Annotated in this window: 7 protein-coding genes; 2 read left to right on the top strand and 5 right to left on the bottom strand. The window is 70.5% G+C overall.

What is annotated here, in order from left to right; genetic code table 11:
* Nucleotides 1–56 precede the first annotated feature (56 nt).
* The 5 genes from ACLIIZ_RS12955 to ACLIIZ_RS12935 all read right to left on the bottom strand — a co-directional run bounded on the left by ACLIIZ_RS12955 (nucleotide 57) and on the right by ACLIIZ_RS12935 (nucleotide 9,250).
* A complete protein-coding gene (locus tag ACLIIZ_RS12955; RefSeq protein ID WP_416692716.1) occupies nucleotides 57–2,381 on the bottom strand; it encodes an ATP-binding protein in 2,325 nt (774 codons plus the stop codon).
* Nucleotides 2,378–3,664: an ABC transporter substrate-binding protein gene (locus tag ACLIIZ_RS12950; protein ID WP_416692714.1), complete on the bottom strand. Its 1,287-nt coding sequence runs from the start codon at nucleotides 3,662–3,664 to the stop codon at nucleotides 2,378–2,380. Before ACLIIZ_RS12950 ends, ACLIIZ_RS12955 begins: the two co-directional genes overlap by 4 nt.
* A 33-nt stretch (nucleotides 3,665–3,697) precedes the next feature.
* Nucleotides 3,698–6,358 carry a PD-(D/E)XK nuclease family protein gene (locus ACLIIZ_RS12945; protein WP_416692713.1) on the bottom strand — a complete coding sequence of 887 codons (2,661 nt, stop codon included), beginning with the start codon at nucleotides 6,356–6,358 and terminating at the stop codon, nucleotides 3,698–3,700.
* Nucleotides 6,355–8,523 carry a patatin-like phospholipase family protein gene (locus tag ACLIIZ_RS12940; protein ID WP_416692711.1) on the bottom strand — a complete coding sequence of 723 codons (2,169 nt, stop codon included), beginning with the start codon at nucleotides 8,521–8,523 and terminating at the stop codon, nucleotides 6,355–6,357. Before ACLIIZ_RS12940 ends, ACLIIZ_RS12945 begins: the two co-directional genes overlap by 4 nt.
* A gap of 64 nt (nucleotides 8,524–8,587) precedes the next feature.
* Nucleotides 8,588–9,250 (bottom strand): OmpA family protein, encoded by a 663-nt coding sequence (locus ACLIIZ_RS12935; protein WP_416692709.1) that lies wholly within the window; start codon nucleotides 9,248–9,250, stop codon nucleotides 8,588–8,590.
* Nucleotides 9,251–9,345: 95 nt separating this feature from the next.
* Between ACLIIZ_RS12935 and ACLIIZ_RS12930 the strand changes: the two genes are divergently transcribed.
* Complete coding sequence (locus ACLIIZ_RS12930; protein ID WP_416692706.1) at nucleotides 9,346–11,451, top strand: site-specific recombinase; 2,106 nt, start codon at nucleotides 9,346–9,348, stop codon at nucleotides 11,449–11,451.
* A 3-nt stretch (nucleotides 11,452–11,454) separates the two neighbouring features.
* Nucleotides 11,455–13,128, top strand: a complete 1,674-nt coding sequence (locus ACLIIZ_RS12925) for an autotransporter assembly complex protein TamA (protein ID WP_416692704.1) — start codon at nucleotides 11,455–11,457, stop codon at nucleotides 13,126–13,128.

Below are 13,128 nucleotides of genomic sequence, written 5' to 3'. Positions count from 1 at the left end.
GCGAAGAAAACGAAAGCTGCCGCTTGGGCGACGGACGACGCGCCCGCCACAGCGCCTTAGCCCGCGCGCAACCAGCGATGCACCGCCGCGAACAGCGCCTCCGGGGTCAGCGGCTTGGCCAGGTGATCGTTCATGCCGGCGGCGAGGCAGGCGTCGCGGTCGCTGTTGAAGACGTTGGCGGTCATCGCCAGGATCGGCGTGCGCTGGTTCAGAGAGTCGGCGCGGATGGCGCGGGTAGCGTCGATGCCGTTGCACCTGGGCATCTGCATGTCCATCAGGATCAGGTCGTAGGTTTGCTGGCGGGCGAGCGCCAGCGCCTGTTCGCCGTCTTCGGCGGTGTCGACCTGGAGGCCGGCGCCGGCGAGGAGGATTTCGCCGACTTCGCGGCTGATCGGTTCGTCGTCGGCGAGCAGGATGCGGCGCCCCTCGAATCCGGCGCGCAGCGCGGCCTCGTTTTCCAGGGCGTTCGACGCGGCTGACGGGACAGGCTCGCCAGCCGCCACTTCGGACAGGCGGACGACGAACCAGAAGACGCTGCCCTGGCCGGGCGTGCTGACAACGCCGATGTCGCCGCCCATCAATTGCGCCAGTTGCCGGCAGATGGCGAGGCCGAGGCCGCTGCCGCCGTACTTGCGGGTCATCGAACCGTCGGCCTGTTCGAAGGCGGCGAAGATGCGTTGCTGATCGGCGTCGCTGATGCCGATGCCGCTGTCTTCGACCTCGAAACGCAGTTCGGCCGGGCCGTCGCCGGCATCGCGGCGGCTGACGCGTAGCACGACGTCGCCTTGCGCGCTGAACTTGATCGCGTTGCCGACCAGGTTGATCAGGATCTGCCCGAGGCGCAGCGCGTCACCGAGCAAGCTCACCTTGGCCAGCGCCGGCGGCATCTCGCAACGCAGGCGCAGGCCTTTTTCGGCGGCGCGCTGGGCGAACAGGATGTCGATGTTGTCGAACACGCTGGCCAGGCGGAAGGGCGCCTGTTCGAGGTGCAGGCGGTCGGCCTCGATGCGCGACAGGTCGAGGATGTCGTTGAGGATGGCGAGCAGGCGTTCGGCGGAGCGCCGCGCCTTGTCCAGTTGCTCGTGCGGTCGCGGGTCGCCGACCTGTTTCTGGGCGAGTGCGATCATCCCGAGGATGCCATTCATCGGCGTCCGCAGTTCGTGGCTCATGTTGGCGAGGAAGCTGGTCTTCGCCCGGTTGGCGGCCTCCGCCGCTTCCTTGGCGGTGAGCAGTTCGCTGGTCCGCGCCTCGACCATGGCTTCGAGATGTCCCTGGTAGTCGCGCAGCGCAGCGTTGGCTTCGGCCAGTTGGGCGGTGCGTTCGGCGACCCGCTGCTCCAACCCGAGCTGCAGGGTGCGCAGGCTGTCGGTCATGTGGTTGAAGGAACGGGCAAGTTCGCCGATCTCGTCGTCGACATCGGCCGCCGCCCGGGCGTCGAGCTGGCCGGCGGCGATTTGCCGGGTGGTGCCGATCAAGCGGTTGACCGGCTGCAGGATGCTGCGACTGAGGCGGGCGGAGAACGACGCGGCGAGCAGCAGGATGCAGAGGAAGACCAGCCCCGCCAGGCCGATCGAGGTCGGCAACTGCGCTTCGATCGACTGCCGCGCCCGTTCGTTGAGGGCGAGCGCCGCCGTGTTCAATTCGCCGATGATCCCGGCCAGCCGCTGCTCACTGTGTTCGCTGCGGGCGCGGATGCGCAGGTAGGCGCTGAAACTGCTGACGTAGTCGCCAGCGTCCTGGAGGATGCGATAGACGTGGCGCTGCGCCTCGGAGTCCGGGCCCGGCGTGCTCGTCCGCAACTGATCGAGGCTGGCGCGCAGGTCGGCGAGCAGATGCGGCTCGCTGCCCCCCGGACCTTCCTGCAACTCCCGCTCCTGCCATTGCAGGCTGAGCAGGCGCAGCATCAGCTTGTCGAAGCTTTCACGGTCGCCGAGCGACGCGAAGCGCAGGCGGGTGTCGGCCAATGCCGCCGGCAGCCGCTGCCCGAGTTGCTGGGCGCGGCTTTCCAGCGCCGCCCGCTGATCGACCTCGACCGTGTATTTCTGGAATTGCCGGCGGTAATCGTCGAGCAGCGGGCGCAGCGCCGCGTAGGCGGCGTCCTGCGCCGGCGCCGCGGCGATCCGCCGCTCCAGTCCAGCCAGTGTGGCGAGCGCCTGCGCTTCGGCCTGACGCGCGCGCTGCCGGGAAAAGCGCTCGGTGGCGTCGCGCAACTGCATGATGTCGCCGATGATCCCGGCCAGCACTTCCTGCTCGCCGACCTGGCGGCTGATCGAGACAGCGGCGTAGATGCCGACCAAAGCGTTGGCGGCGACCAGAAGCACCAGCGCGGCAAAACTGAGCTGGATCTTCTGGCGGAAAGCGAGGCGCTCAAGCCATTTCACTGCCGCGTCTTCCCTGGAACCGCGGCGCGGGCCGCCAGTTGGCGGACGATTTCCGGATAGCTCTGCGGGAAGGCGAGAAAATCGGCGAAGGCATCGAGGCCGAGGCTGGCGACCGCCGGCGGCGCCGCCAGATCGAAGGCGAAAGTGAAGATCGGGCTGCGATTGATTTCATCGCCTACCCGCTGCTGCAGTTCGCTGTAGGCGCTGGCCGGCACCTGGCGGTTCGGGGCCAGCGCCCCGGAGCCGCGACTGAAGGCCTGCTGCGCGGCGGCACCGGCGAAATAGGCGAGGACGGCGCGAGCGCCGGCCGGATTGGCCGCCTGCCGCGGCAGCACCAGGCCGTCGATCGGTCCCATCGCCACGCGCGGCAGTTGCGGATCGATCACCGGGAAGGGGAAGAAGTCGAAATCGCGGCCGGCCACCCAGCCGTGCGCGGCATTGGTGAAATAGCCGATGTTCCAGGTCCCCATCAGGGTCATCGCCGCCTCGCCGCGGTAGACCATCTCGTTGGCACCGCTGTCCCAGGCCAGGCTGTTCGGGTGCGGGCTCCGATTGAAGTAGCCGGCGTCGAGCAGGCGCTTCCAGCGGGCGAAGACGGCCAGCACGCGCGGATCGTCGAAGCGCTCCTCGCCGTTCAGCAGGCGCTGGCGGAAAGCATAAGGGGCGCTGCGCAGGAGCAGGAAATCGAACCAGAACTGCGCCGGCCACTTGTCGCGCGCGCCGAGGGCGATCGGCGTCACGCCGGCCGCCTTGAGACGCTGGCAGACGACCAGGAACTCCTCCCAGGTGGCCGGCGGCTGCAGGCCGTGTTCGGCAAACAGGCGCTTGTTGTAGAAGAAGGCGATGTAGTGCTGGGTCAGCGGCAGCAGATACTTGTGGCCGGCGTATTCGCTCGCCGCCTGGGTCACCGCCGGCGGGAAGACGCGATCTAGTCCGGCGCTCGCCCAGACGTCGTCGATCGGCTGCAACTGATCGACGATCGCCGCCGTGCGGGCGCCCGCCCAGTTGGAATAGAGGTCGGGCGGATTGCCCGCCTGCAGGGTGTCGCGGATGCTGCTCTTGAAGGCCTCGTGATCGAGGGAAACCGCCTTCAGCTCATGGCTGGCGTTCTGCGCATTGAACGCCTGGGCGGTCTCGCCGACGCCGCCACTCAGGGAATCCGTGAAGTAATGCAGGAAGGTCACCGTGCTGCGCGGCGGCGCAGCCGGCGCTGGTTCCTTGCCGCAGGCCGCAAGCAAAGCGAGGACGAGAGCGCCGAGCAACCGCCAGCCCTTGACCGTCATCGCCTCTCTCCCCGTTGCATGCCAGTCTCCATCTTATCCCGACTCACCCTCCGGCGGCGCAGCCGCCAGCAGGCGTCGCCGCTCGGGTAGACGGAGCAGCGGCAGCACCTCGCAATAACGCAGTTCCGCCTCGTCGGCGAAGACGACGCCAGCGACGCCGGCGCCGACCTCGCGGGCGACTGCCTGCAGCCGCCCACGCCAGTGTTCGAGCACCGCCTGCCAGTCCGGGAAGCGCGCCGGGTCGAACAGCTTCTGGCGGCCGTCGGCCAGTCCGGCAACGCCGGGGAGCAGGTCGCCGCCGTCGGCGACGCCGGTGAACGCGGGCTTGTCGGCGAGCACCTTGGCGAAGGCGACGCCGGCCACCTCGTCCGCCACCAGCGCCGCGTAGATCGGCAGTTGCGGCTCGCTCAAGCGCTCGCTCGCCCAGTTGCGGACGTCGATGCTGGCACCGGTCTTGTAGTCGATGATCAGTTGGCGGCCATCTTCCAGGCGGTCGATGCGGTCGGCCACCACCTTGACCCGGATGCCTTCGATCGCGACTTCCTGCGCCTGCTCGCAGGCGGCGACCGTGAATGGCTGCGGCCGGCTCGCCTCGAGCGCCAGCCAGCGCTCGAGCAGGCGCATCAGGCGGCCGCCTTCGAGTTGCCGGAAGCGCGCCGGCAGGCTGCCGCCCAGCGTCTGTTCGAAGCGCGCCAGCGCCGTAGCGACGGCGGCGGCGATGGCCGCCGTCCGGGCAGCGGCGTCCTGCGCGGCGAGCGCCGCACTGCCGCCGCAAGCGCGCCAGAAGGCTTCGAGCGCGGCGTGCACCAGGGTGCCACGGGCGGCCGGATCGAGCCCGTCGACCGGCGCTTCGAGCGCCTGGGCGGCGAGCCGGAAACGGTAGAAGGCCCAGGCCGGGCAGATCGCCTGGGCGCGCAGCAGCCAGCTACCGCCGGGCACCGCTTCGCCCGGGGCCAGCGGCGGCGCCAGGGCGTCGGCCAGCGCGACGCGCTGATCGGCCAGCGCCAGCCGGCTGGCCAGCGTCGCCACCCGCGCCGTCAAGGGCTGCGCCGGCGGCAGTTCGGCGAGCAGCGGGCTCGGCCGCAGCAGGCGGTTGCCGTCGGCCTGGGCGAAGGAAAAGATCAGTTGCGGCGCCGAGCGCAGCAGGCGGGCCTGGACGCGGCGGGCGAAGTCGAGTTCGACCTCGGCGCTGGCGTGGGCGCTGCCCGCCGCCCGCTGCGCGGCGGCCGGCAGCAGCGGGTTGGGACGCGGCGGCGGCGGCCAGCGGTCGTCGTTCATCCCCATCACCCACAGCGCGTCGAACTCGAGGCCGGCACTCTCCAGCACGCCGAGCACCTGCACCGCCGGCCGGCCGCGGGTTTCCGGCTGGAACACGCGGTGCCGGCAGAGATCGCGCAGGCGAGCCAGGGCGGTAGACGCACCGATGCTGCCGAGCACGCCGTCGAGCCGGCCGAAACCGTCGAGCAGTTCGAGGAAGGCGCGCCGGGCCTGGAATTCGTGGCTGGACAGCGAGCGTTCGCCGGGCCAGCCGAGCGCCGCCAGCATCTGCCGGAAATGCCGGCCCCAGGCCGCCGGGCGCTGGCTGCGCGGCGCCGCCGCGGCCAGTCCGCTGCCCTCGGCGAGCGCGGCGAGCGTGCCCGGACAAGGCAGCTCCAGCCGTTCGCCGAGGCGCAGCAGGGCCGTCGGCGTGGTCAGGAAGCCGAGGCGGCGGCGCTGCGCGGCGTCGAGCCGGGCGCGCGCGTCGGCCTCACTGTCGGCACCGGCCCAGAAGCCGCCGAGGAGCAGCGCCGACAGCCGGGTCTGCTCGACGCTGCCGCGGCTGCCGGCGACCGCCAGCAGTTCGAGCGCGCTGCGCACCGGCGGCTGCTCGGCGAGCGGCCGGCCGAGCGAGATGTTGTAGGGCCGTGGCAGGCCGGCGGCGTCGGGACGTAGCGCCGCCGGCAGCAGGACTTCGTCGAGCAGGCCGGCGAGGCGATCGCGGACGCCGGCCAGGTCGGGGGCAACGATGCCGAGGCGGGCCTGCGGATCGGCCGCCAGGCGTTCGCCGACCCAGGCGGCGACGGCGTGGCATTCGGCGGCGGCATCGGCACCGCTGCGTACCTCGATCTGGCTGGCCACGGCCGCCAGCGGCTGCATCTCGACGACCACGCCGCGCCCGGCCAGCGCTGCGAACAACTGGCGCTCAAGCGGCGTCGGCCGGTCGAAACCGGCGACCACGACGCGCTCGGGCAAGGCGCAGGCGCCTTCATTCAGGCGCTCGATCAGCCAGCGCTGCAGGCCGCCACCGTCGATCCAGCCGGCGTTGCGGCAGCGCTTCACGAAACGCGCCTGCCAGTCGGCGAACAGGCGCGACTCGTCGCCATCGCCGCCCGCCGTCAGCTCCCATTCCCGGCACAGCGCGTGCGCTTCCTGGGCGCTGGCGGCGAGGCCGGCGAGATCGAACAGGGCGGCGCCGGCGACCCCGCCGGCGAGCGCTTCGGCGACCACTTGTTCCCAGAGCAGGCGCTCGGCGTCGGCGTCGAGCGCGATCGGCACCGCCTCGCCGGCGAGCAGCGCGGCGTCGGCCAATTGCGCCAGCCACTGGCCGAGCGTCAGCGCCTGCGGCGTCCGCCACACGGCGCCCGCCGCCGGCACCGCCTGGCGCAGCGTCTGGGCGAGGCGCGAAGTGGCGCACAGGTAAAGCGTCTGACTCATGGCGTGCCGATGAACAGGAAGAGGTTCGCCGCGCCGGTGGAAGAGCGGCCCAGGCCGAGATAGGCGGGACCGAGCGGCGTCTCGCCGCCCAGGTAGAGGGCGGTCGAATCGATCCAGTCGCGGCGCCGCGTCCCGCTCAGTTGGCCGCCCAGGCGCGCCGCTTCGACGGCCAGGCCGAGGCGCAGGTCGCCGCGCAGGCCGAGCGGCATGCGACTGATGATGTGTTCGGTGCGCAAGCCGACGTAGCGCGCGCTGTCGCCCTGCAACTGGTCGCGGCTGAACGCGGTCATGTTGAGAAAACCGCCCAGGCGCGCCGCATCGAACGCGGGCAGTTCGCCGCGCGGCGAACCGGTGTAGGCGAGACGGGCATTGAACACGTTGTCGGCAACCGAGAACGCCGCCCGCAGATCGACATCGAGGCGGGCGTAGTCAAGCTTCGGCGAGTTGAAGTAGTCGACTTTCGCGGCCCAGCCCCGGGTCGGGAAGTACATCCGGTCGAAGCGATCGAGATCGATCCCGGCCTGCCAGCCGCCGAATTCGGTATTGGCGCTGGGAATCACCGGTTGACCGGTATCCAGGCGGTAACGGCGGTCGCGATGCAACCAGCCGAGACGGACGCTGCCATAGACCCCGAGGTTGTGTCCCAGCCAGACCCCGAGCAGTCCCTGCCTGGCCCGGTACTGGGCGAGGCGCCGATCGTCCCGGTAAATGTTGATGTCCTCCTGTTCGACGCCGGCCAGCGCCTCGAAGAAAACGCGCTGCCCGGGATCGAGCGGCTGGTAGTAATTGACGCCGAGGCGGTCGCGCGAGCCCAGTTCGGCGTGATAGAGCAGTTCGCCGCCCAAGGCGTTGAGCCAGGTCTGATGATAGGCGCCGCGCAGGCCGAAGGAGGCGCCGTCGCCGTCGTCCGCCTGCAGCGTCAGGCCGAAACGCAGGTAGTCCGGCCCCCAGGACTTCTCGACCGGCATCACGCGCAGCAGGTTGCGCCCGGCTTCGTTGCTCAGCGCGTAATCGACGCTCTCGTAGTGGCCGTCGCCATAGATGCGCAGCAGGTTGTTGTCGATACGCAGCGCGTCGACTTCCTCGCCCGGCGCGATGTCGAGCAGGCGCTCGACCGCCTGCGGGTTGACCCGGTGCAGACCGGCCACTTCGACCGCATCAACGCGCAGTTGCGGCTGCGGCTCGACCGTCATCGCCTGCTGCCACGCGGCATAGTCCGCCGGGCTCAGGCGCAGCCCCGCCAGGCGTTCGGCCAGCGCCTGCGCGGCGCGCCGTCCGCGTTCGGCGGCCTCCTCGTGACGCGGGAAATCGACCGCCGTGATGTCGCCGAGGTCGGGGCGGATCAGGATGTCGCGCGGCCCGAGCAGGGCCAGTGAGCGCTCGACGTTCTGCTGGGTGAGGATGCCGATCATCTGCGCCGAGACGGTCAGCAGCGAACCGATCTCCTCGCTTTTCAGCAGGGGCGTCCCGACATCGACGGCGATCACGACGTCGGCCCGGCAGCGCTCGCGCACCTCGGCGACCGGCAGGTTGTCGACCAGGCCGCCATCGACCAGCTTGCGCCCGCCCGTCTCGACCGGCGCCAGCAGACCGGGCACCGACATGCTGGCGCGCATCGCCGTGCTCAGCGTGCCGTCGCGGAAGACCACCCGCTGGCCGTTGCCGATGTCGGTGGCGACGATCGACAGCGGCAGCGGCAGGCTTTCAATCTGGCGCACGGTGCCGACCAGGCGGTTGAGGAAGAGCTTGATCTTCTGGCCGGCGACGACGCCGCCCTGGTAACGCACCCCCTTGTCGCCGACGCCGCCCTCTGAGCCCGGCGGGTAGGTGCGAGCGATCAGCCGGTTGCGGTAACTCATCTCGGCGTATTCCGGGTTGTCGATGAAGATGTCGCGCCAATCGACCCGCTCCAGTTCGCGGCGCATCGCCGCCGGCGTCACGCCGGCCGCCCAGGCACCGGCGAAGAGGGCCCCCATGCTGGTGCCGGCAACGCAATCGACCGCGATGCGCTGTTCTTCGAGCGCCTCCAGGATGCCCAGGTGGGCGGCGCCGCGCGCCCCGCCGCCGCCGAGCACCAGCCCGACCCGCGGCCGTTCCGCCGCCTGGGCAGGAACAGCGCCCAGGGCAAGGAGGAGCAAGCAACAGGAAAGCAGGCGACGGTTCATGTTGTCCAGATGTGAAAAAGCCCTGCCGGGGCAGGGCCTTTCTTTTACCGCAAGAGCGGCAGGATTACTTGGTGCCGATGACTTCGATGTCGACGCGGCGATCGGCCTGCAGGCACTCGATCAGCGACTTCGACTTCTTCTCGCTCTTGCCGCACTTGTCGCCGGTGACCGGCTGGGTTTCGCCCTTGCCTTCGGTGTAGACGCGGTTGGCTTCGATACCCTTGGCAACCAGGTATTCCTTGACCGCGGCAGCGCGCTTCTCGGACAGCTTCTGGTTGTAGGCGGCACCGCCGATGCGGTCGGTGTGGCCGACGGCGAGGATCACTTCGAGCTTGATCTGACCGGCCTTGGCAACCAGTTCGTCGAGCTTGGCCTTGCCTTCCGGACGCAGCACGGCCTTGTTGAAGTCGAACAGCGCGTCAGCGGCGACGGTGACCTTTTCGCCAGTCGGCTTGACGCCGGCGACGGCGGCTGCGGCAGCAGCGGCCGGCGCGACCGGCTTGCCTTCGCAGGCGGCCTTCGGCAGCAGGTCGCGGTCGCATTCGCAACCGGCCTTGTCGGCGGCGGCGGCGGCCGGCGTCCAGTAGCCGGTGCGCCAGCAGAGGCCGAAACCGCTCTTGGCGACGACGTCGCGCTGGTCGATGACATAGACACGTTCCTGGGCGACAGCCGAGAAACCGATACCCGCGAGCAGGGCAACAGCGATGGATTTCTTAACGAGGTTCATGATTTTCCCGAGGAAAAGTTGTTGTTAGGAGGTGCGGGACATTCTATTACGAATCGTCACCAAGGCGCCAAGCGGGAAGCACGGGATAAACCGACTTGACGCGATATCATGGCATTCTTGCAACGCTGCGGTCGCCCCGCCATCTGCCTTTGCTCAAATCGCTGACCCAACTGCTCCGTCGCCTGCGTCCGCGCGCCGCCGCCTCCGACCAGCGCCTGCTCGATACCCTGGCGGCTTTCCGCAACGAACAGGCCGACGCACTCAGCCTGCTGCGCCGCCTGATCGCCGCGCTACGCCCGGCGCATGCCGGCGACGAAGGGACACCGGCGCGCTACGCGCTGCTCCTCGAATGCCTCGAACAGGACGCCACGCTCGCCGCCGCCTTCCGTCACCACGTCCTCACCTTCATCGGCAGCCGCCGGCTGCTGACCTTCTTCACCGACAGCGGCATCCTGCCCGGCACCGGCTTCTTCTCCGAATGGTGGCGCATCCTCGGCAACCGACTGCTGCCGGAGGCGCCGGACGAACGGCGGATGCGCGATTGCCTGCAACTGATCTTCGAACGGCGCGACGACTGGCGCTGGCTGGAAGCCATCCCGGCACCGCTGGCGCAGCGCTTCTGGACGGTGCTGGCGCCGGCCGAGGATTTCCGCGACCTCGACCGGCGCGGCGTCCAGGAACAGATGCTCGACGCCATCCTGCTCCTCGCCCACCGCGTCAGCGGCCTCGGCGTCGAGGACGAGCTGATGCGCGCCTCGCCCAACCTCGACGACGACGCGCCGCGCTTCATCGCCCTTTCGGCGGAAGCGCTGGAATTCGTCAGCGCCTTCCGCGCCGGTCTCGACGGCGACGCCGAGCGCTTCGACAACGGCGACCAGTTGCAGGTCATCGTCGACCAGTGTCAGGACACCCTGAAGCGCATCCGCAAGCGAGCGCTCACCATCGGCACCAGCCTGCACCTTTCCTACCTGCTGACGCGCGGCGAGCAAAGCCTGCAGCGCCTGGCGGAACTCGTCGCCATCCTCACCGCCGGCCTGCGCCAGGTGCCGCACGAGGCGGCAATCAGCCAGTGGGCGGCCTTCGCGCGCGCCGTCTTCCTCGCCGAAAACCGCCGCCACAGCCTGCGCCACTACCTCGGCCAACTGTCCGGCGTGCTTGCCGTGCGCGTCACCGAGAACGCCGCCCGCTCCGGCGAACATTACATCTGCGACACGCCGGCCGACTACCGCAAGATGTGGCGTTCGGCGGCCGGCGCCGGCGCCCTGATCGGCGTCATGGCGCTGCTCAAGATCAAGGCGGCGACGCTGCACGCGCCCCCCTTCGTCGAGGCTTTCCTGTTCAGCATGATCTACGGGCTCGGCTTCGTGCTCATCTACCTGCTCGGCCTCACCGTCGCCACCAAGCAGCCGGCGATGACCGCGCAGACGCTGGCCGGCCTGCTCGGCGAACTGAAACCGAACCGCAGCGCCGAACTCGAACGCGTCGCCGACGTCGCCGCCGCGGTCAGCCGCAGCCAGTTGGCGGCGATCTTCGGCAACGTCGTGGTCGCTTTCCCGGTCGCCCTGCTGGTCGGCCTCGCCTTCACCCTGCTCGGCGGCGAGGCGGTCGGCCCGGACAAGGCGCTCCACCTGCTGGGCGACCTCGACCCGCTGTCGTGGGCGATCCCGCACGCCGCCATCGCCGGTTTCTACCTCTTCCTGTCCGGACTGATCAGCGGCTACTTCGACAACCGCGCCGCCTACGCCGACATCGGCCGCCGCATCGGCCACCTGCGCTGGCTGCGCGCCCTCGCCGGGCGCGCCCGCGCCGAGCGCATCGGCTGTTACATCGAGGACCGCCTGGGCGGCATCATGGGGAATTTCCTGTTCGGCTGCATGCTCGGCTCGACCGGCATGCTCGGCGCCATGCTCGGCCTGCCGCTCGACATCCGCCACATCGCCTTCTCCTCGGCCAACCTCGGCTACGCGCTGGGCGGCCTCGATTACGCGATCGCCTGGCAGGCGCTGCTGCTCGGCGTCCTCGGCGTCGCCCTGATCGGCCTCACCAACCTCGGCGTCAGCTTCGCGCTGGCGCTACGCACGGCGATGCGCGCCCGGCGCATCGAGTTCGCCCACTGGGGGCCGCTGCTTGGCGCCATCGGCCGCCGCCTGCGCAGCCAGCCGGGCAGCTTCCTGCGCCCGCCGCGGCCGCCCGCCGCCTGAACGATGCGGCGCCGCGCCGGCCTGCCCGCCCTGTTCCTCTGCTGCGCGCTGCCCGCCGCCGCCGAGTGGCAGGTTGCGGCGCCCGACGAGCTGGCCGGCCGCATCTCGCCCTTCCTCACCGAACACACCGGGCGCCAGGGGGCACGCGCGCTGGGCGAGGAAATCCTCGCCACCGAAGGTTATTTCACGCCGCAGATCGAAATCGCCGACGGCGATGACGGGCTGACACTGAAGATCGACCCCGGCCCGCGCACCCACATTGCCGAAGTCGACCTCGCCATCGCCGGCCCGCTCGACCCGGCACGCCGCGAAGCGCTGCTCGCCGGCTGGCGGCTGCCGGTCGGCCAGCCCTTCCGCCAGGCCGACTGGAACGACGCCAAGCAGCAGGTGCTGGCCGAACTGCTCGCCGTCGACCACGCCGCCGCCCGCCTCGACGACAGCGCGGCGACGATCGACGCCGCGACGCAACGGGCGACGCTGCGCGCCCATTACGACGCCGGCCCGCGCTACCGCTACGGCGAACTGCGCATCGACGGCCTGCACCGCTTCCCACCCGAACTGGTCGCCCGCTACAACCGCCAGGTGCGGGTCGGCCGCCCCTACCGCGCCGAGGACCTGCACCTGCTCGCCAGCCAGTTGCAGGCGACGCCCTACTTCGCCAGCGCCCGCGCCGAACTCGACATGGACGCCGCCAGCATCGACGGCGACGGCAACGCGACGGTCCCGGTCGACCTGCGGCTGCGCGAACGGCCCGGTCACCGCGCCGGTTTCGGCGCCGGTTTCAGTTCGAACACCGGCGCCCGCGTCGAAGCCAACTACCAGACGCCGAACTTCCTCAACCAGGCCTGGGAATTCACCGGCGGCCTGCGCCTCGAACAAAAGCGGCAGACCCTCTACGGCGACGTCTTCCTGCCGCCGGACGCCAGCCAGCGCCGGCACGGCTTCGGCTTCGCGCAGGAAACCAGCGACATCGAGGACCTGCGCACCGAACGTCACGCCTTCGGCGTGCAGAGCATCCAGCAGCGCGGCAGCGTCGAGCAGCGGCTGTCGCTCAACTGGCAGCGCGAGCGGCGCTCGCCGGACGGCGCCGACAGCGTCACCAGCCGGGCGCTGGTCGCCAACGCCACGTGGACCTGGCGCGCCGTCGACAACCCGCTCGACCCGCGCGCCGGCCTGGTAGTCCAGTTGAGCCTCGGCGGTGCCGCCCGCGCCCTGTTTTCCGACGCCAATTTCGTGCGCACGCACGGTCGCGTCCAGTACTACCTGCCCGTCGGCAGGCGCGACACCCTGGCGCTACGCGGCGAACTTGGCCGCACCTTCGCCGACAGCCGCCTGCACGTGCCGCAGGATTACCTGTTCCGCACCGGCGGCACCGGCTCGGTACGCGGCTACGCCTACCAGAGCCTCGGCATCCGCGAAGGCACGGCGACCGTCGGCGGCCGCTACATGGCCGTCGCCAGCGCCGAGTACACGCACTGGCTGAACGACGACTGGGGCGTCGCCGCCTTCATCGACGCCGGCGACGCCGTCGATGCCCTCGCCGACGCCCGCCTCGCCGTCGGCTACGGGCTCGGCGTGCGCTGGCGCAGCCCGGCCGGGCCGATCGGCGCCGACCTCGGCTACGGCGAACGCGAGCGCGCCGTGCAACTGCATTTCTCGCTGGCGATCCCGTTCTGA

It is taken from the genome of Azonexus caeni (genome assembly GCF_048146105.1).
GTDB lineage: Bacteria > Pseudomonadota > Gammaproteobacteria > Burkholderiales > Rhodocyclaceae > Azonexus > Azonexus aromaticus_B.
This window is presented reverse-complemented; position numbering and strand designations above follow the sequence as displayed.